We start from the raw sequence: 20,483 nt of genomic DNA, 5'->3' as shown, positions 1-20,483 counted from the left end.
CTGGAGCAGATGCCGTGAGCGCTTGCGACCGGAAAACACCCTGAACCGGCTGAAGGCATCAGCCCAAGGCCGGAACAGGCATAAACTACTTCGCGCTCGTTCCCCGGGCCGGCGACGCCTTGGCCTGTGAGGCCGTGGAGGCCAAGCCCTGCGGCGCACCAGCAGGCGCCGCCATGGCCGCCACGATGGCCGGTGCCAGCAGTTCGGCGAGGCAGGCGTAGCCCTTGTCGTTGGAGTGGAAGCGGTCCCAGGCCAGCGTGGCGCGCAGGCCCGCCGGGTCCTGCGCCGCCCATTGCTTCATCATCAGATAGCGCGGCAGCAACGGTACGCCACGCTCGGACGCGGCCGTGCCCACGGCGGCGACAAAGCTCTCGTAGCGGTCGAGATCGAGTATGGCCGGGTAATATTGCTGGTCGATCACCAGCACTGCCGCGCCCGCCGCCGCGACAGCGTCGAGCCCCTTGCCCACCAGTTGCTGCAGCCGCGCCGGATCGCCGCCGAAGATCACGTCATTGGTGCCCACCTGCCACAGCACCAGGTCCGGCGCCGGCGCGGCCTTCAGGAACAGCTCGAGCCGACCCAGCGTGGCGGGCGCGCTCTCGCCGTTGACGCCGGCATTGGTGATCTCGACCTTCCCCTCCCCCAGCGCCGCGCCCAGCCGGAGCGCCAGCTGGCTCGGATAGTTGGCGGCCGTGCTGGAGGCCCCCGCCCCGGCGGTGGTGGACGAGCCAATGGCCAGGATGCGCAGCGGCCGACCCTCGGCACGAATTTTGGCAGCTTGCGCCAGCACCAGCGGCGGTGCGGGCCGCACATCGTCCGGACAGGCGATGGCGGCGGCCGACAGAACGGTGGAGAGCATCAGCAGGCCGAGCAGGAAAGCGCCGCAGCGGCGCACGATGCCCAGCCGAGAAGAACGGAACGAAGGTCTGGGACGGGTCATGGACCGGACAGTGCTGAGAAACAGAACAGCAGAGTGCGTCGGGTCGGCAGCGGAGCGCAAGGTCCGGTCACCGGGATGACATGCGGACCGCAATGCACCGTGGGACCCGACGCTGAAACGCACAGCGGGTCCGGGATTGGTGCAGGAGATCCGGGGAGCATCGTCGCAGAATTGGCGGGAGCGATGGGGGTCGAGCCCGCGACCTCCGGCGTGACAGGCCGGATGATGATGAGCATTCATAAGGCGTTGTGACACTTGTTGGCAGGCCAAGCCGTACCTTAATTGCCAAAAGTGTCACAGATGCGCACCGGCCGGAAGATCTCTCGGCCGGGACGGTGCGCTCCCATGGCAGGGGTGGCGACACACCACCCCGCCCACGGGGCCGGAACCACTCGGCCGCCGCGAGTCGCTTGCCTCTGAATCAGGCCTTCCGGATGCCCGGCGGTTGCCAGGTGCCCTTCCCGGCCGGGAGGATGGAGGGGGGAGCTTCCTTGGGCCAATAGAGTCGCATCACAAGGTAGATCGGGCCGTCCGGCGCGGGCAGCCAGTTGCTTTCCTTGTCCGGACCAGGGGACTTGTTCTGGATGTAGAGGGTGATCGACCCGTCGGCGTTGCGCTTGAGGTTGGGCAACATCGGCGAGTTGACGAGGTAGCGGTCGATCGGGTTCTTGATGAGCAGCTGGTTCACGCCGTCGTACATGGTCACCGACCAGAAAGCGTTGACCGGCGGCAGGCCGTCGGCCGGGAAGGTCAGGGTGTAATTGTGCTTGGAGCCGTCGAGGGTCTGGCCGTCGGCGTCCAGGCGGGTCATCGGGTAGGTGGCCTCCACGGCGTCATTGCCATAGATGCCGGCCTGGGCCCCCACCGCCCGCAGCAGCCAGTCCTGCTTGAAGAAGTCGGCATCGCCGGCGATGGAGCCGACCCGCCAGCCGTTGAAATTCGTGCCGAAGGCCGCCACCGCCTCGGTCACCTTGCGCTGGCCCTCCTTGAGGCCCAGCAGCACCTCGGCCTTGTCTTCCAGCGAGAGCGTCTTGAAATCGAAGCTCTTGCCGGGCCCCACGCCGATGGTGGCCAGTTGCGCGCGGATCTCGCGCTCTTCCGGCAGGGCCGGGGCGAACTGCAGCGCGAAATCGAGGAACTCGAAGAATTCCGTGCGCGCGAGGTCCTTGGTGAACTTGGGGAAGTCCGGCACCGGCGCGGCCGGCGGCGCCGCCTTGCCGAGGAAGGTGGAGAGCGGCCGCAACTGGTAGCCCGCCTGCACCTTCTTCACGTTGTCGATGTCGGCGGCATCGAACAATTGGGTGCGGAAGATGGTCAGGGCGAAATCGGTGGTGGCACGGAAGACCTTGCGGATGCCGGGCGGCGTCTCGCCGGTCCAGCGCGGCCCGACCACCAGGAAGTCGCCGGCGTCGTTGCCGGTGGAGCGGCTGCCGATATAGCCGTAGTTGAAGGTATTCCCGTCCACGAGCTGGACCGAATAATAGCGCTTGGGATCCACCGCCGGTACAGAGATGACCACCGGCTCGGCCCGCAGGTCCAGCCAGGCCAGCGAATAGGGCGTGTCGCTGTTGGGGGTGGGAACCGAGGTGTCCTGATAGGTGAAGACGCGGGCTTCGTTGTAGATCTCGTTGAACGGGGCCTTGAACTGGCCCGAGTTCCGGTCGACCACGTATTCGTACATCACCCCATAGTTCATCACCATGGGCAGGCCGTAGATGAAGGCGGCCTCGGCGATGTCCTTCGCCTTGAAGAAGCCGGGGCGATCGGGGGGCGACGCCGCCCACGACAGGCCGGGAACGAGGGCCGGCGCGGACAGCCCGCCGGCGGCGAGGATCTTCAGGAAATGACGCTTGGAAAGCATGGGTGACCTTCTCTTATTGGGAAGGATGTCGTCACTCTAGGCAACGGCGGGACCTTAGCTTGGCCACAGCCATTCGTCCCGTCCGAATTTGACCTAAAAGTTCCAGACGATCATACCTCTATCCAAAGAGCACTTCCTCATTGGCAGCTCGGCTCCTGGCATTCCGCTACGTCACATGCAGATCGCCCACTCAAGCCGCAGATCAATGGACACGGGCCCTCGAACCAGAGCGTTCGCGCATTGCCTTCATCGCCTCGCGTAGCCGCAAGGCGGCGGGGCATCGCCTTGATGCGCAGAGCAAAGCGGCGGTCATACGGGACGGCCAACTCCGGGCAGCAACCTGAACCTGAAAAAGCCCGCCATGCGACGCCGATGCAAACAACCCCCAAGACCAGCATTATCTGACTTTCCGACCTGCATACGCGTAGCCTCATGGAGTCAGTAGCTACCCGTATACGGCTTGCGTAATTGATAGAAAAGACCGATCCTTTGAATCCAATAACCGCTCCGCACACTGATGCGTATCAATGAAAAACAGAACGCCGCGATTTAAAAATCGCTACCATATAGCCAATTTAGGGAATGGATACTGTCCATGAGACCGATTATTTCGCTCGCGCGCGCCTCGCTGACCGTTGCGCTAGCCGTGTCGCTCTCGAGCACAGGGCATGCCCAGTCTCAGCCCAAACCGGCGACCGAGGCAACCAAGGCCGCGAACCGCGAGATGCAGCAGCGGCTCAATTTCAACGACCGGGACGATTTCGATAACGCCACGCGTGGCCTGATCGCCAAGCCGGATACGCTGACCATCAAGGGAGACAAGGGCAATGTCGTCTGGGATCTGGAAGCGTACAAGGCTTTCATCAGCGTCGACAAGCCAGCGCCGGATACCGTAAATCCGAGTCTTTGGCGCAATGCACTGCTGAACATGCAATACGGACTGTTCAAGGTCCACGACAAGATTTTCCAAGTGCGCGGCTACGACCTGTCTAATATTACCTTTGTGCGCGGCGATACCGGATGGATCGTTTTTGATCCTCTCATCTCCGCCGAAACCGCCAGGGCGGCCTACGACCTCGTTTCAAAAAACCTCGGCGTCTTTCCGATCGTGGCCGTGGTCTACAGCCACTCGCATGTGGACCATTACGGTGGCGTGCGCGGCATCGTCGACGAGAAGGATGTCGAGGCGAACAAGGTGCCGATCCTCGCGCCGGAGCATTTCACCGAACATGCCGTCAGCGAGAACGTGATCGCCGGCAACGCCATGAGCCGGCGCGCGATCTACATGTATGGCGCGCTGCTGCCGCGGAACGCGCAAGGCGGCGTCAATGGCGGCCTGGGACAAACCACCTCAGCCGGCACGACCACGCTCATCGAGCCCACGCGCATGATCAAGAAGACCGGCGAGGAAGCCACCATCGATGGCGTGACGATGGTGTTCCAGATGACACCCGGCACCGAGGCGCCGGCAGAAATGAACACCTACTTCCCGCAGTTCCGCGCCATGTGGATGGCGGAGAACGCGACCAACACGATGCACAACATCCTCACCCTGCGCGGCGCGCAGGTGCGCGATGCACTCAAATGGGCGAACCACCTCAACGAGACGATCGACCTTTATGGAGCCGGCACCGACGTCAAGTTCCAGAGCCACCACTGGCCGATCTGGGGCAACACGAACATTATCGATTATTGGAAGAAGCAGCGTGACATGTACAAGTACATTCACGATCAGTCGGTGAACCTGATGAACAAGGGTTACACCGGCGTGGAAATCTCCAACATGGTCAAGCTGCCGCCGGAGCTGGACAGAGCCTGGTTCAACCGCGGCTATTACGGCACCCTCAAGCACAACACGCGGGCTGTCTATCAGCGCTACATGGGCTTTTATGACGGCAACCCGACCACGCTCGACCAGTTGCCGCCGGAGGAAGCGGCCAAAAAATATGTCGAGTACATGGGGGGCGCGGCGGCCATCCTGCAAAAGGCCAAAGCGGACTTCGACAAGGGTGAGTACCGCTGGGTGGCGGAAGCACTCAAGCAGGTGGTATTTGCCGATCCGAGCAACAGGGACGGCAAGGAATTGCTCGCCGACACCTATGAGCAGATGGGCTATCAGGCCGAGTCCGGTCCATGGCGCTCGGTCTATCTGCAAGGCGCATACGAGCTGCGCAATGGTGTCCCGGATGCCGGCGGCATCAACACCGCAAGCCCCGACACCATCCGGGCCATGCCGCCCGAGATGACGTTCGATTATTTTGCCGTGCGGCTGAACGGCGAAAAGGCCGCGGGCAAGAAGATAATCCTCAACATCGACTTCAGCGATCTCAAGAAGCCGTATTCTCTGGTCATTGAAAATGGCGTGCTCAACTATGCGGCCAGATCGGCCCCGGATGCCGATGCCCAGGTCACCTTGACCAAGGCAACGCTCGACAGCATCCAGCTCGGCGAAATCACTCCCGAGCAGGCCATAACCACCGGCAACATGAAGGTTGAGGGCCGCCGCGAAGCCTTCGTGGAATTCGTCGGGATGCTCGACAAGTTTCCGTTCTGGTTCCACATCGTCACGCCGTAGCATGCAGAAGGCGAAACCCGGACATGCGCTCGATTCTTCACCGCATAACGGCGACGGCGCTGCTTCTCCTGACTGCGGGAATGGCGACGTCGCCGTCCATCGCCTGCGGCTTCGACGGCATCCTGGGTGACGGCTTCAGCGCCGAGCATCCCAGGTCCATCGCGGTGGCCTTTGCGATCAGCGATGCCGTTGCGGCGGGCATCGTCGATAAAACGGCGGTTGCCCCGATCGTTCCCGGCTCGTCAGGCTATTGGCGCGCGGTCGGCCGCATTAGCGCCTTCCACAGGTTGTTCGCCGCGGCGAGTATCGCTGACGGCGATGCCCCAGCCATCTCGCTTCTGTTCATCGATTCGAAGCTTTGGGCGAGATTCAGTCCGGAGCCGCAGGGCTACGCACTTCAGGTACATGCACCGGGAGCTTCTCCCGGTGATGTGGTCATCGTCACGAGCGAAGCCATTCTTGCCGCAGTGCTTGATGGCACCATGGCCGCCAAGAGGGCGCTCGACCTCGGGCTCATCGCTATCGACGGCGAGCCCAACCGGACAGCGGCAACACGCGACCTCCTCGTCAGTGCCGCCGACCGAGTGAAGGGTGTTGCGGTCACGGGTGCGCCGGCGACACTGGTCCGAGCCTTCGGGCCGGCGCATTAGGGCTTCAAACCAGGGTCTGTTTTGGGTCGTACTGGACGTTGAGCGACGCTGCTGGGGGCGTGCGTTAGTGGCGTATTCCACCATCCCCTCCCCTAACACCCCGACGAAGTGGACGGCGCGGCGCCTCCCCTCAACGGCTCCAGCCGGGTGGACACCTGCTTGAGCAGTTCCGCCGTTTCCCGCTCCACAGTCCCCTGCTGCGCCCGGATGTCGTTGCGGATGGGCTATCGTGGCCTTGCCGCCTGCATGGCCGCCATCTGGGGTTCCCAACTCTCTCCGATCGATGCGCGCAGCCTCACCCCCTCCCAGAGGCTGGCGGACGCCTCTGGCAGCTATTTTGAGCTGGGCTGCGCTTGGACCGGCCGCGCGGCCGCCGCGACCGTCAGCAGATGGTCTGAAGCGATTTTGGATACCTGTCTCGGCGGGCGGGGCCTTGAGATCCATAAGGCGGCTCCGATCGTTCGGACGCGCCATGTGCTGCCCACGGACAAGGGCGGGCGGGGCTCCCGCGCCCCGATACCAAGGACAGGTTGGGAAAGGATTTTGCCGCGGTGCGGGAGGCCGTCGCTGGCGGCGCCAGGGCGGAATCCGTGTCGACGAAGATGGCGAACGCCCTGTCGGCTTCGACCCGCCTGCAGAAGGTCTACACCCCCGTCCTCGTCGCAACGGTGCGGCAGGTGGACGAGGCGCGCGGGGCCGGGTGCGCGAAGATCAGGGAACAAAAGGGTGAGAAATGCGTCACTGCACCGGCTGGATAAGTATCACAGCCTGCCAGGAAACCGTCTCAAGATATTGGGATGATTGGCGGGAGTGACGGGGCTCGAACCCGCGACCTCCGGCGTGACAGGCCGGCGCTCTAACCAACTGAGCTACACCCCCCCGAACCGGCGCCGGACGAACCGTGCCGCCGAAGAGAGCGGCGTGGTACGGCAGCCCTCCGCGCAAGTCAAGCAACACGCGCATATTTTGCGGAGCACTTGTCCACAGGCAGCGCGAAGATCCAGTCCCGGCAAAGCTTTGCACCAGCCACGCCATCCGCGCCTTCGCACGCGGAGAGACACAAAATGCCGCCGATGCGAATCTCCCGACGCCCGCCGGAACGCCGACGACGCCCGCGAGCACCCTCGTTCAAGGCGGAGAAGGCGGTCGCAGACTACGGACGTGGGGGAATGAAGGGAAAACGGCGGGCCTGGTGGGCGGTGACGGGCTCGAACCGCCGACCCTCTCGGTGTAAACGAGATGCTCTACCAACTGAGCTAACCGCCCAGGCCGGGACCGTGCAGGCGCTATAATCCCATGCTCCGCAGGCGGCAAGGGCGGCGGCGGAGCATGACAGGGGCAAGCACGAGCAGAATCGGGATGCGAGGGCGCAGGACCGCCACCGCAGGCGAATGGCGGGTGCCGCCAATCGATGGAGCCAGTTCGTGGTTCGCAGGCAATCGGGCTGCGAAACGCGCGGGCGGCCCAGCCGCCCTTGATGCCCACCGGTCCGGCGCGCTCCACTGCCGGCCGCGAAGATGTGTGGCTGCATCACTGATCCGGCCGGCGCACAGAACCGGCAGGACAACGGCTGCCCGACCCTCGAGCCGGAGTGCTGCAACCGGGTGAAGCCCGGCCTCAAATGCTCGGGCGCGCGCGCTGCCTTGCCGGCCCATCGCATGGTCCGCACCCGAGCCGGTGTCGGATTGGCACTGAAAATCCAAAGTCTTCCCGCCCCCATGCCCCGCCGGGGCGGTGCCTGAGGCAACCGACGCGCGGCTCGGGGACGCTCCGCCCGCATGAGACGGGCCGGGAGCGTCCGGGAAGTCTTTGGAGGGGCCCGAAGAGCCCGGGACCCGATCAGCCGTTGACGGCTTCCTTGAGGCCCTTGCCGGGGGTGAACTTCGGAGCCTTGGAAGCGTTGATCTTCACGGGCTTGCCGGTGCGGGGATTGCGGCCTTCGCGAGCGGCGCGCGTCACCACGGAGAAGCTGCCGAAGCCGATCAGCTTGACTTCCTCGCCTTCCTGCAGCGCCTTGGCGATGATGTCGAAGGTGGCGTCCACAGCCGCTGCCGCAGCCGTCTTCGTCAGCTTCGCCTCTTCGGCCACCGCGGCGATCAGTTCGTTCTTGGTGGTCATCTGACCTTTCCTTCCGTTGTCAGAACGCGAATCGTGCAGGCTCAAGCCCTCACGAACGGCGCGAGCATCACGGAAAATAAGGCTTTTGCAAGCGCGATCGGCGTCAAACCCGCACCAATGCACGATTTCCCACTGTGCGCCTGCGAACAACCGGGGGAAAACCAACCGCGTCAGCGGCGCACAAGCGAGCGTTAAGCCTTTGAAAAGGTTGAGGGCGTGCGCCGCTCTCCCGGTTTGACGGGGAGAAGCGGCAACACGCCCTCGCTTTTCGCTGGAAAACGCTTCAATCCGGCTGGTTTGCGGACAATCCGGCCGGGTTTGTCGTCAGTGGGCGACCACGCCTGAGGTCTCTTCGCCCGGCACCGGGGCGTTCACCGGGCGCTCTTCCCAGGTGATCGGCACCAGCGGGCGAACCAGCGCGTTGGCGAGCACCTCGTCCATGCGCGAGACCGGGATGATATCCAGCGCGTTCTTCACGTTGGCCGGGATATCCGCCAGGTCCTTGGCGTTCTCCTCCGGGATCAGCACCGTCTTGATGCCGCCGCGCAGGGCCGCAAGGAGCTTTTCCTTGAGGCCGCCGATGGGCAGCACCCGGCCGCGCAGGGTGATCTCACCGGTCATGGCCAGATCCCGGCGCACCGGAATGCCTGTCATCACCGACACGATCGCCGTCGCCATGCCGACACCGGCGGACGGACCGTCCTTCGGGGTCGCGCCTTCCGGCACGTGCACGTGAATGTCGCGCCGCTCGAACAAAGGCGGCTCGATGCCGAAATCAACCGCCCGCGAGCGCACGTAGGACGCCGCCGCGGAGATGGATTCCTTCATCACGTCGCGCAGGTTGCCGGTGACCGTCATCTTGCCCTTGCCGGGCATCATGAGGCCCTCGATGGTCAGCAGCTCGCCGCCCACCTCGGTCCAGGCAAGGCCGGTGACGACGCCCACCTGATCCTCGGTTTCCACTTCGCCGTACCGGTAGCGCGGCACGCCGAGGAAGTCCTCGAGGTTCTTGGCGGTCACCTTCACCGACTTCTTCTTCGACAGCACCAGCTCCTTGACCGCCTTGCGGGCCAGCGTGGAGATCTCGCGCTCGAGATTACGCACACCCGCCTCCCGCGTGTAGCGGCGGACGAGGGTGAGCAGCGCCTCGTTGTCGATGGCGAACTCCTTCACCGTCAGGCCATGCTTGCCGAGGGAGTTGGGGATCAGGTGCTTGCGCGCGATCTCCACCTTCTCGTCCTCGGTGTAGCCGGCGATGCGGATCACCTCCATGCGGTCCAGAAGGGCCGGCGGGATGTTCAGCGTGTTCGCCGTGGTCACGAACATGACGTTCGAGAGGTCGTAATCCACCTCAAGATAGTGGTCGTTGAAGGTGTGGTTCTGCTCGGGGTCCAGGACCTCCAGCAGGGCCGAGGACGGATCGCCGCGGAAATCGGCGCCCATCTTGTCGATCTCGTCCAGCAGGAAGAGCGGGTTGGACTTCTTCGCCTTGCGCATGGACTGGATGATCTTGCCGGGCATGGACCCGATGTAGGTCCGCCGGTGACCGCGAATCTCCGCTTCGTCCCGCACGCCACCCAGGGCCACGCGCACGAACTCACGGCCCGTCGCCTTGGCGATGGACTTGCCGAGCGAGGTCTTGCCCACGCCGGGAGGGCCGACCAGGCACAGGATGGGCCCGGTGAGCTTGTTGGCGCGGCTCTGCACGGCCAGATACTCGACGATTCGCTCCTTGACCTTGTCGAGGCCGTGGTGGTCGCTGTCGAGGATCTGCTGGGCGAAGGGCAGGTCCTTCTTGACCTTGCTCTTCACGCTCCACGGGATCGAGAGCAGCCAATCCAGGTAGTTGCGCACCACGGTGGCTTCCGCCGACATGGGCGACATCTGGCGCAGCTTCTTCAACTCGTGGGCGGCCTTTTCACGGGCTTCCTTGGTGAGCTTGGTCCGCTTGATGCGGTCTTCCAGCTCCTGCAGGTCGTCCTTGCCGTCCTCGTCGCCGAGCTCCTTCTGGATCGCCTTCATCTGCTCGTTGAGGTAGTACTCGCGCTGGGTCTTCTCCATCTGCCGCTTGACGCGGGTGCGGATGCGCTTTTCAACCTGCAGGACGGAGATTTCGCTCTCCATCAGGCCGAGCACCTTCTCCAAGCGATCGGCCACCTTGAGCATCTCCAGGACGCCCTGCTTCTCCGGGATCTTCACAGCGAGGTGCGAGGCGACGGTGTCGGCGAGCTTGGAATGGTCGTCGATCTGGCTGACGACACCCACCACCTCGGGCGACACCTTCTTGTTGAGCTTCACATAATTCTCGAACTCGGTGACCACCGAGCGCGCGAGCGCCTCGGCTTCCACCTGGTCGCCGGCCTCGTCGTCGAGGGTGATGGCCTCGGCTTCGTAGAGATCGGTGCGCTCGGTGTAGCGGGTCACCTGGGCGCGGCTGACGCCCTCCACCAGCACCTTCACGGTGCCGTCGGGCAGCTTCAGCAGCTGGAGGACGGTCGCGAGCGTGCCCACGGAGAAGATGGCTTCGGCGGCGGGATCGTCGTCCGAGGCGTTCTCCTGGGTGGCGAGGAGGATGTAGGTATCACCGCGCATGACCTCTTCGAGGGCGCGGATAGACTTCTCGCGCCCCACGAAGAGGGGAACAATCATATGGGGAAATACCACGATGTCCCGAAGAGGCAGGACCGGGTAGGTCTGGGACATCCCGGCAACGAGCGGCGGGCGCGGCTTCTGGCTCGTCATGACGCAATCCTTTCAAGAAGTACACGCGCGGGAAAAGCGCACAACTGGGCGCTGCCGCGCGTGCACGCGGCCGGAGACGGGCGTGGATTTTCAATGCTGAAGCGGCGTGAGCCGCAGGAGGCACGAGGTCCGACCCCCGAGACCGGAACTGTCGAAAAGTAGATGGACACGCAACCTGCCCGTTTCAAGGGCACCCCGTTAACCGGGTTCGGGCGAGGGCGGAACCGGGCCTGAGCCTGTTCCGTCATCCCCCCTGTCTGGCCCGGCTTCCGGACCACGCCCCGGCCCGCCCCCGTGCCGTGAGGCCGGGAGCGCGGCATGGGGCGGACGCCGTCACGCACTGGCGCCGGCGTCGCCGACACGGTCCGCGTAAATATAAAGCGGACGCGCACTCTGCTCGACGACCTCCCGCGAGATCACCACTTCTTCCACCCCTTCAAGGCCAGGGAGGTCGAACATGGTGTCGAGGAGGATGCTCTCCATGATGGACCGCAGGCCACGGGCGCCAGTCTTGCGCTCGATCGCCTTGCGGGCGATGGCGCCGAGGGCCTCCTCGTGGATGCTCAGGTCCACATTCTCCATCTCGAACAAGCGCTGGTACTGCTTCACCAACGCGTTCTTCGGCTCGGAGAGGATCTTCTTCAGGGCCTCCTCGTCGAGGTCACCCAGCGTCGCCAGAACCGGCAGACGGCCGATGAACTCGGGGATAAGGCCGTACTTCAGCAGGTCCTCGGGCTCCACCTCGCGGAAGACCTCGCCGGGGCGGCGATCCTCGGGCGGGGCCACCTTGGCCTGGAAGCCGATGGAGGTGGACCCCTTCGAGCGCGAGGAGATGATCTTGTCGAGGCCGGCGAAGGCGCCGCCGCAGATGAACAGAATGTTGGTGGTATCCACCTGCAGGAATTCCTGCTGGGGATGCTTGCGGCCACCCTGGGGGGGAACCGAGGCCACCGTGCCTTCCATGATCTTCAGCAGCGCCTGCTGCACGCCCTCGCCCGACACGTCGCGGGTGATGGAGGGATTGTCGGATTTGCGACTGATCTTGTCGATCTCGTCGATGTAGACGATGCCGCGCTGTGCCCGCTCGACGTTATAGTCGGCTGACTGGAGCAGCTTGAGAATGATGTTCTCCACGTCCTCGCCCACGTAGCCGGCTTCGGTCAGCGTGGTGGCGTCGGCCATGGTGAAGGGCACGTCGAGAATGCGCGCCAGGGTCTGCGCGAGCAGCGTCTTGCCGGAGCCGGTAGGCCCGATCAGCAGGATATTGGACTTCGCGAGTTCCACGTCGCCGTGCTTGGAGGCGTGGTTGAGGCGCTTGTAGTGGTTGTGCACCGCCACCGACAGGACCTTCTTCGCGTGATCCTGGCCGATGACATAGTCATCGAGGACCTTGCGGATCTCCTTCGGGGTGGGGATGCCATCCCGCGACTTCACCAGAGAGGACTTCGACTCTTCCCGGATGATGTCCATGCACAACTCGACGCATTCGTCGCAGATGAACACAGTCGGTCCGGCGATGAGCTTTCTGACCTCGTGCTGGCTCTTGCCGCAGAACGAGCAATAAAGCGTGTTCTTGCTGTCGCTGCCGCCGGTCTTGCTCATCTTCGTCTCCTACCATCTACCGAACCGGACGCGAAACGCACCCGTCTCGTTAGCGTCACATATGGGGATTGGACCAAGCAAAAATCTAGCCAATCCCGAAACGGTGATCGGTTCATGCGAACCAACCACCCCGAGACGACACGATCAAGGCGGGGAAGCGACATTCCCCAGGCGACACAGTGCCGGAAAGCAACCAACCGGACCCGCCGCGCCCTTATCGCGCCGTCGACCGCATCGTGATCCCGGGGGTCCTGCCGAAATGTGAAGACCCCTGAACGCAGCGGCCCCCGCCTTTTGGGCGAGGGCCGGTTACGCGGCATCCGATGCCGGCTTAACGACATGCAAGCGCGATCTTGCACCGCACGCAAGGGGGGCATTTCGAGAACCCCCTGCGTCGGCCCGGATCACGCCGCCTTCGACGTCTCGTCGGTGGGGCGCTGGTCGATCACGGAATCGATGAGGCCGAAGTCCAGCGCCGCCTTGGCGGTCATGAAGTTGTCGCGCTCCAGGGCGTCCTCGATCTTCTCCATCGAGCGCCCGGTGTGCTTCACATAGATTTCATTCAGTCGGCGCTTGAGATTCAGGATCTCCTGCGCGTGAAGCATGATGTCCGTCACCTGGCCCTGGAAGCCGCCCGACGGCTGATGGACCATGATTCGGGCGTTGGGCAGGGCGAAGCGCATGCCCTTCTCGCCGGCGGTCAGCAGCAGCGAGCCCATGGAGGCGGCCTGGCCGATGCAGAGCGTGGACACCGCAGGCTTGATGAACTGCATGGTGTCGTAGATGGCGAGGCCCGATGTCACCACTCCCCCGGGGGAGTTGATGTACATCGAGATTTCCTTCTTCGGATTGTCCGCTTCCAGGAACAGCAGCTGCGCCACCACGAGGGTGGACATGCCGTCCTCGACCGGGCCGGTGAGGAAAATGATGCGCTCCTTCAGGAGGCGGGAAAAGATGTCGTAGGACCGCTCCCCGCGGTTGGTCTGCTCGACCACCATGGGGATGAGATAATTCATATAAGTATCGACAGGATCACGCATCGTCAGTCCTCGGGGCGCGGGCGAAGGCACGCCCCGGAGGGCGTGCCGCGCAATATCGTCGCAGGACGAAGGCGGACTTTGGCCCTCAGGCCGCCTTCTCGTCTTCCTCTTCCTCCTTGTAGAGCTCTTCCTTGGTGACCGTCTTCTCGGTCACGTTGGCGAGCTCCAGGAGGAAATCAACGACCTTTTCCTCGAACAGGGGGGCGCGCACGGAGGCCAGGGCTTCAGGGTTGCGGCGATAATATTCCCACACCTGCTGCTCCTGACCGGGGAACTGGCGAGCCCGCTCCACGACCGCCCGCGTCACCTCGTCCTCGGAGACCTGGATATTGTTGCGCTCACCGATTTCCGCAAGCACCAGGCCGAGGCGCACGCGGCGCTCGGCGATCTTGCGGTAGTCGGCGCGGGCCTCCTCCTCGGTGGTCCCCTCGTCGGCGAAGGTGCGGTTCTGGGCGGCAAGGTCTTCCTGCACCCGGCTCCACACGCCGAAGAATTCCTGCTCCACGAGGCCTTCCGGCACCACGAACTGGTGGGTGGCGTCGAGCGCGTCGAGCAGGGCGCGCTTCACCTTCTGACGGGCGGCGCCGGCGTGCTCGCTGACGATGCGCGCACGCACCATTTCCTTGAGCTTCTCCAGGCTTTCCTGGCCCAGGGTCTTGGCGAACTCGTCGTCAAGGGCGAGGGGGCCGGGGGCGGCCACGGACTTCACCGTCACCTCGAAGGTGGCGGCCTTGCCGGCCAGTTCCTTGGCCGCATAACCTTCCGGGAAGGTCACATTGAGGGTGCGGTTGTCGCCGGCATAGACGCCGAGGAGCTGTTCCTCGAAGCCGGGGATGAAGCTGTTGGAGCCGAGCAGGACGTCGATGTCCTGGCCCTCGCCGCCGGGGAACTTCTCGCCGTCCACATAGCCGGTGAAGTCGATGGTGACGCGGTCGCCGTTCTCGGCATAGCCGCCTTCACGGGTGACGAAGGGGCGGTTGGCGTCGGCGATGCGCTGGATGGTCTCGTCGACCTCCGCGTCGGCCACGTCCACCACGAGCTTCTCCACCGAGATGTCCTTGAAGTTGCCCAGCTCGATCTTGGGCAGGATCTCGATCTCGAGGTCGTAGGCCAGATCCTTGCCGCCATCCAGCAGGCCCTGGGCCTGGGGGTCTTCCTCGGGCAGCTTGACCTTGGGCTGGAGGGCCAGCTTGAAGCCGTGTTCCTCGACGATCTTGCCGTTGGTCTCGTTGACCGTCTGCTCGATCACCTCGGACATGACGGTCTTGCCATAGACCCGCTTGAGGTGCGCCACGGGCACCTTGCCGGGGCGGAAGCCGTTGAGCTTCACCTGGCCCTTGAGCTCGGCCAGCTTGGCATTGGCCTTGGCGTCGAGGTCGGCGGCGGACACCACCACACGGAACGCGCGCTTGAGGCCATCGGCCTGGGTCTCGGTCACCTGCATCGTCTTGCCTTCACATCCTGTCGCGCATGGCGCGGAAAACGTTCAAAACCGGTTTCGGCGCCGCAGATCCCCCGGCATCCCGCCAAAGGCCGCACGGCACGTCCCACACCTCATGGCGCACGAACCTCGCAGCGCCCGGCGAACCGGAAACATGGTGCGGGCGGAGGGTTTCGAACCCCCACGACTTGCGTCACGGGAACCTAAATCCCGCGCGTCTACCAGTTCCGCCACGCCCGCAAGTCCGCTACGTCCGCGAGACCCCACATCCGCAGGGCGCACGCGCCGCCGGATGCGCCCTCGAGAGCACCGGACAGCAGACCCCGAAGCACTCCGCCACGGAAACGCTCCATCACGGAAACGTCCAATCGGAGACGCGCGATCCGGGACGCGCACCATAGAGGTTCGACCGCACGCGCACGGCTGTGCACGTATGGATCGGGTCGCGGCTTATATCATGACGGCGCGCGCATGCAGCAACAAAATGGCACCCTCCTGCCCGTTGCTGCAGCTGCCCGGCGCCGCATCCGCGCGCGCTGGCGACCTGCCCGCAAGCCTTTGGCCCGCATCAGCCGGGCCGGCCAAGGCAGAGATTGCCGCCCCGGGCGCGCAAATGAGCGGTGGAAAGCCGCTTGCCCTTTTTTCGGCCACGTATGAAGGTCCACGCACCCTGCCAGGAGACGCCGCGTGACGACGCCGATTCCCTCCCGACGCACCGTCCTCAAGGGTGCTGCAGCCCTCTCCCTGTCCGGCGCGGCGGGCGCCCTCGTCCCGGCGCTCGCGCAATCGCCGGCCGCCGTGCCGCCGCCGGTTCCCCAGGCGAGCCCGCCGGCAACGCTCACCGCCGCCGAAGGCAGCCTGCCGGAGCTGGCCGGGCCGGGGCCGCTCGCCTTGTTCAACGGCGGCCTCCCCGGCCCGGTGCTGCGGGTGAAGAAGGGTGGCGCGCTGAATGTCTCCCTCGCCAACGGCCTGAAGGAAAGCGTCGCCCTCACATGGCAGGGCGTGCGCCTCCCGGCGGGTTCACCCGCGCTCGCGGCCGTGGCGCCCGGCAAAAGCGCCAGCCTGAGCCTGATCCCCACGGATGCCGGAACCTATTGGTATCATGCCACCTCACCCAGCCTCGCCCGCCGCGCCCTGGCCGGCGCCTTGGTGGTGGAGGAGGCGGGCCCGCCGGCCTATGCGGCGGACCACCTGCTGTTCATCCAGTCCTTCCCGCCGGAAAGCGGGATGCCCATTTTCCCGGTCAACGGCGCCATCTCGCCCACCTTTCAGGGTCCGGCGAGCGGGCGGGCGCGGCTGCGCCTCGTGAACGCGACGCCACTGTTCCTGCGCCTGAAGATCCGCGGGCCGGCGAGCTATGCCATCGCGGTGGACGGCCAGCCGGTATCCGAGCCCTTCGAACTGAAGGACGGTAGCATCCAGATCGCCCCCGGCGGCCGGGTGGATGTGGCCACGACGCTGGACGACGCCGACGCCACCATCATCGAGATCGAGACCACCCAGGACCCCATCCGGCTAGCCGTGGTGACACCGGTGGGCGCCGGTGGCACGCCGCCTGCCGGCCCGCCGGCGCCGTTGCCGCCCAACGACCTGCCGGCCGAGATTCCCCTGAAGGATGCCCTGCGCATCGAGCTGCCCATCGGCGACAAGCCGGGGGCGGGCGCGGCTTCCCTCGGCACGGTGAAGGCGGGCAAGAGCGTGGTGCTGACGCTGGTGAACAGCCTCGACGCGCCGGTGTCGGTCTATATCGCCGGCCATCCCGTGCGCCTGCTGGACAATGTCTATGACGGCTGGCGGCCCTGGTGGCACGACACCGTTCCGGTGCCGTCGAAATCCACGGTGCGGGTGGCGTTCCGCGCCGCCCAGCCGGGCACGTGGTCCATCGTCGGCCAGCGCGGCGGCGACGGCGAGGTCGTCGTTTCCAAGACCTATGAGGTAACGGCCTGAGGCCCAAAAACCTCCAAAGAGCGAGGAGGACGGCCGAAAGCCGTCGGGTTCACCGCACCCCGAACAGCTCGTACAGCCGACGGTAGACCTCGCGTAGCGCCTCCGGCAGGTCGTCGGCCACGAGGCCCGGCCCGGCGGCGCGGGCGGCCTCGCCATGCAGCCACACAGCGGCTGCCGCCGCCTCGAACGGCGGCATGGCCTGCGCCAGAAGCCCTCCCGCCATGCCGGCCAACACGTCTCCGGCACCGGCGGTGGCGAGATAGGCCGGCGCATTCTCGGCGATGGCGGCGCGGCCGTCGGGGGCCGCGACCACCGTATCCGCCCCCTTCAGCACCACCACTGCGCCCAGCCGCGCCGCCGCCGCCCGAGCGCGCGCCAGCTTGGAGGGCGCTTCCAGCACCGCCCGATCCCCGGCGAACAGGCGGGCGAACTCGCCCTCGTGGGGGGTGATGATGAGGCCCGCCGTGCGCGCGGCAACGTCCGCCAGCGCCCAGGGCACGCCGGCGTAGGAGGTGAGCGCGTCCGCATCCAGCACCAGGCGTCGGCCCGGCGCGGCGATGTCGATCTTCGCCCGCGTCGCCGCCCCCAGGCCGAGGCCCGGCCCCAGCACCACCGTACCGAGCCGCCGGTCGGCGAGCAGGGCGGCGAGATCGTCGTCGCAGGCCATGGGACGGGGCATGATGGCGGCATAGGAGGCAGCGTGCAGCGGCAGGGCATCCGGCGGCAGGGCTACCGTCACCAGCCCCGCCCCGGCCCGCAATGCTCCACGCGCGGACAGACGGGCGGCACCGCAGGTCCAGGCGCCGCCACTCACCACCACCGCATGGCCGCGATCATATTTGTGGCCCAGGGCCGACGGCAGCGGGAACACCGGGCGCCACAGATCGGGCATGTTCACGGAGGTGGCAGGCCTGATCACATCCAGCACCGCGTCGGGAATCCCGATGTCGGCCACCCGTACCCGCCCGCACAGGCTGCGCCCCGGCTCCAGCAGGTGGCCGGGCTTGCGGCGGAAGAAGGTGATCGTTTCCTGCGCCTGCGCCGCCGCGCCGCGCACCTTGCCCGTGGCGCCATCAAGGCCGGAGGGCAGGTCCACGGCGACGATCGGACGGCCCGAGGCCGCCATGCGCGTCACCAGCGCCTTGGCCGCCCCGTCGAGATCGCGGGCAAGGCCGGCACCGAACAGGGCGTCGACGATCACCCCAGCCTCGGTGAGGTCGAGGACAGCCGGCTCCTCCACCGTCCCGCGCCAGCGTTCGGCGGCGCGCCTGGCATCTCCGGTCAGGCGGGCGCGTTCGCCCAGCAAGGCGACGCGGACCCGGAAGCCGCGCTGGGTCAGCACCCGCGCCGCGACGAAGCCGTCACCGCCATTGTTGCCGGGCCCGCACAAGACGACGACGCGAGTCGGCAGCGGAAAGCGCGCCACCACATCGGCCACGGCGGTCCCGGCCCGCTCCATCAGCGTGAAGGATGGCGTGCCCATTTCGGCGGCGAGTCGATCCGCCTGGCCCATTTCCTGTGGATCGAGAAGTGCGTGCACGTGCTGCCTTGCCCCTCTTATGCCCAGTTGATACTCAGCAAACGCATGCAATGAAGATTTAGAATGCCTATTTTGAAGTCATAACGCCTATTTCATGAGCAAAACTGCTTTCACCTAAGGTACTGGTCCGCATAGGCACTTGGGCGTATGGATGGCACATATCCTGCTTAAATTCTGCCGGCTCGACCAGCGGCGGTGGACGGGTCAGGGGAGACGGAGCGGATGAAGAAGATTGAGGCAATCATTAAGCCCTTCAAGCTCGATGAAGTGAAAGAGGCCCTCCAGGACGTGGGACTGCAAGGCATCACCGTCACCGAGGCCAAGGGCTTCGGCCGGCAGAAGGGCCATACGGAGCTGTATCGCGGCGCGGAATATGTGGTCGATTTCCTGCCGAAGGTGAAAATCGAGGTCGTGCTCTCCGACGATATGGTAGACCGGGCCGTCGACGCCATTCGCCGCGCGGCCCAGACCGGACGGATCGGAGACGGAAAGATCTTCGTTTCGTCCATCGAGGAGGCGATCCGCATCCGCACCGGCGAATCCGGCCTCGACGCGATTTGACGCGTCCAATAAAAACCTGCGTGCCAGCAGAAAGGTAATACCCCCATGACCACCAAGACGGCCAAGGACGTCCTCGACCTGATCAAGAGCGAGGACGTGAAATACGTCGATCTGCGCTTCACCGATCCGCGCGGCAAGTGGCAGCACGTTACCTTCGACATTTCCATGGTCGACGATGAGTTCCTGACCGAAGGCACCGCCTTCGACGGCTCGTCCATCGCCGGCTGGAAGGCCATCAACGAATCCGACATGCTGCTGATGCCGGATCCGGCCACCACCTGCATCGACCCCTTCTTCGCGGAGACCACGCTCTCCATCGTCTGCGACGTGCTGGAGCCGACCACCAACCAGCCCTACGGCCGCGACCCCCGCTCCATCGCCCGCAAGGCCGAGGCCTATGCCAAGTCCACCGGCATCGGCGACGCCGTCTATTTCGGCCCCGAGGCCGAGTTCTTCATCTTCGACGACGTGCGCTTCAAGGCGGACCCGTACAACACGGGCTTCAAGCTCGACTCGGTCGAGCTGCCCACCAACGGCGACACCGAATATGAGGGCGGCAACCTCGGCCACCGGGTAAAGACCAAGGGCGGCTACTTCCCCGTGCCCCCGATCGATTCAGCGCAGGACATGCGCTCCGAGATGCTCGCCGCCATGGCCAAGATGGGCGCCAAGGTGGAGAAGCACCACCACGAGGTGGCCTCCGCCCAGCATGAGCTCGGCCTCAAGTTCGGCTCGCTCGTGACCATGGCCGACCACCTGCAGGTCTATAAGTACTGCATCCACCAGGTGGCCAACATCTACGGCAAGACCGCGACCTTCATGCCGAAGCCGGTGTTCGGCGACAACGGCTCGGGCATGCACGTCCACCAGTCCATCTGGAAGGACGGCAAGCCGCTCTTCGCCGGCGACAAGTATGCGGACCTGTCCGACTACTGCCTGTGGTACATCGGCGGCATCATCAAGCATGCCAAGTCGCTGAACGCCTTCACCAACCCGCTGACCAACTCCTATAAGCGGCTGGTCCCGGGCTATGAGGCTCCGGTGCTGCTGGCCTATTCGGCCCGCAACCGCTCGGCGTCCTGCCGCATCCCCTACACCAACAACCCGAAGGCCAAGCGCGTCGAGGTCCGCTTCCCCGATCCCGGCGCGAATCCCTACCTCGCCTTCGCGGCCCTGTTCATGGCCGGCATGGACGGCATCCTGAACCGGATCGACCCCGGCCAGGCCATGGACAAGGACCTGTACGACCTGCCCCCCGCCGAGCTGAAGCAGATCCCCACGGTCTGCGGCTCGCTGCGCGAGGCCCTGGATTCGCTCGCCGCCGACCACGAGTATCTGCTCAAGGGCGACGTGTTCCAGAAGGACTTCATCGAGTCCTACATCGAGCTGAAGATGACCGAGGTGATGCGCTTCGAAATGACGCCGCACCCGGTCGAGTTCGAGATGTACTACTCGGTCTGATGATC

At 65.2% G+C, this 20,483-nt stretch carries 13 protein-coding genes and 3 tRNA genes; 5 read left to right on the top strand and 11 right to left on the bottom strand.

Annotated elements, in window-relative coordinates; all coding sequences use genetic code 11:
• Positions 1-85: 85 nt before the first annotated feature.
• Positions 86-940, bottom strand: coding sequence for an SGNH/GDSL hydrolase family protein (locus FBQ73_RS13685; protein WP_170218885.1), 855 nt, complete (start codon positions 938-940; stop codon positions 86-88).
• A 421-nt stretch (positions 941-1,361) separates the two neighbouring features.
• Entirely contained in the window at positions 1,362-2,801 is a 1,440-nt protein-coding gene (locus FBQ73_RS13680) for a DUF1254 domain-containing protein (RefSeq protein ID WP_138400033.1), read from the bottom strand.
• A gap of 595 nt (positions 2,802-3,396) precedes the next feature.
• Between FBQ73_RS13680 and FBQ73_RS13675 the strand changes: the two genes are divergently transcribed.
• Positions 3,397-5,376, top strand: coding sequence for an alkyl/aryl-sulfatase (locus FBQ73_RS13675; RefSeq protein ID WP_138400032.1), 1,980 nt, complete (start codon positions 3,397-3,399; stop codon positions 5,374-5,376).
• 23 nt (positions 5,377-5,399) lie between these two features.
• Positions 5,400-6,026 carry a hypothetical protein gene (locus FBQ73_RS13670; protein WP_138400031.1) on the top strand — a complete coding sequence of 209 codons (627 nt, stop codon included), beginning with the start codon at positions 5,400-5,402 and terminating at the stop codon, positions 6,024-6,026.
• 802 nt (positions 6,027-6,828) lie between these two features.
• Here the strand turns inward: FBQ73_RS13670 and FBQ73_RS13665 are convergent.
• The 8 genes from FBQ73_RS13665 to FBQ73_RS13630 form a co-directional block, all read right to left on the bottom strand.
• A tRNA-Asp gene (locus FBQ73_RS13665) sits at positions 6,829-6,905 on the bottom strand.
• Between the two features lie 311 nt (positions 6,906-7,216).
• Positions 7,217-7,292 (bottom strand) — tRNA-Val (locus tag FBQ73_RS13660).
• A gap of 573 nt (positions 7,293-7,865) precedes the next feature.
• Complete coding sequence (locus FBQ73_RS13655) at positions 7,866-8,144, bottom strand: HU family DNA-binding protein (protein WP_138400030.1); 279 nt, start codon at positions 8,142-8,144, stop codon at positions 7,866-7,868.
• Positions 8,145-8,468: 324 nt separating this feature from the next.
• Positions 8,469-10,886: an endopeptidase La gene (lon, locus tag FBQ73_RS13650; RefSeq protein ID WP_138400029.1), complete on the bottom strand. Its 2,418-nt coding sequence runs from the start codon at positions 10,884-10,886 to the stop codon at positions 8,469-8,471.
• A 333-nt stretch (positions 10,887-11,219) separates the two neighbouring features.
• On the bottom strand, positions 11,220-12,488 hold the full coding sequence (gene clpX, locus FBQ73_RS13645) for an ATP-dependent Clp protease ATP-binding subunit ClpX (protein WP_138400028.1): 1,269 nt from the start codon (positions 12,486-12,488) through the stop codon (positions 11,220-11,222).
• A gap of 404 nt (positions 12,489-12,892) precedes the next feature.
• Complete coding sequence (gene clpP / locus FBQ73_RS13640) at positions 12,893-13,528, bottom strand: ATP-dependent Clp endopeptidase proteolytic subunit ClpP (protein WP_138400027.1); 636 nt, start codon at positions 13,526-13,528, stop codon at positions 12,893-12,895.
• 85 nt (positions 13,529-13,613) lie between these two features.
• A complete protein-coding gene (tig, locus tag FBQ73_RS13635) occupies positions 13,614-14,972 on the bottom strand; it encodes a trigger factor (RefSeq protein ID WP_138400026.1) in 1,359 nt (452 codons plus the stop codon).
• 152 nt (positions 14,973-15,124) lie between these two features.
• Positions 15,125-15,209, bottom strand: a tRNA-Leu gene (locus tag FBQ73_RS13630).
• A gap of 447 nt (positions 15,210-15,656) precedes the next feature.
• On the opposite strand from FBQ73_RS13630, the gene FBQ73_RS13625 reads away from it, so the two are divergent.
• Positions 15,657-16,916: a multicopper oxidase family protein gene (locus FBQ73_RS13625; RefSeq protein ID WP_138400025.1), complete on the top strand. Its 1,260-nt coding sequence runs from the start codon at positions 15,657-15,659 to the stop codon at positions 16,914-16,916.
• A gap of 49 nt (positions 16,917-16,965) precedes the next feature.
• Here FBQ73_RS13625 and FBQ73_RS13620 read toward each other — a convergent pair whose 3' ends face one another.
• Entirely contained in the window at positions 16,966-18,456 is a 1,491-nt protein-coding gene (locus FBQ73_RS13620; protein ID WP_281278810.1) for an NAD(P)H-hydrate dehydratase, read from the bottom strand.
• A gap of 222 nt (positions 18,457-18,678) precedes the next feature.
• On the opposite strand from FBQ73_RS13620, the gene FBQ73_RS13615 reads away from it, so the two are divergent.
• Together FBQ73_RS13615 and glnA are read left to right on the top strand one after the other, a co-directional pair.
• Positions 18,679-19,017, top strand: a complete 339-nt coding sequence (locus tag FBQ73_RS13615) for a P-II family nitrogen regulator (protein WP_012115561.1) — start codon at positions 18,679-18,681, stop codon at positions 19,015-19,017.
• Between the two features lie 45 nt (positions 19,018-19,062).
• Complete coding sequence (gene glnA, locus FBQ73_RS13610; RefSeq protein WP_138400024.1) at positions 19,063-20,478, top strand: type I glutamate--ammonia ligase; 1,416 nt, start codon at positions 19,063-19,065, stop codon at positions 20,476-20,478.
• The last annotated feature ends 5 nt before the right edge of the window (positions 20,479-20,483 follow it).

The sequence above is a fragment of the Xanthobacter autotrophicus genome, assembly GCF_005871085.1.
In the GTDB taxonomy this organism is placed as follows: Bacteria; Pseudomonadota; Alphaproteobacteria; order Rhizobiales; family Xanthobacteraceae; genus Xanthobacter; species Xanthobacter autotrophicus.
Note: the sequence above shows the minus strand (reverse complement) of the source record. Positions and strands in the feature narration are given on the sequence as shown.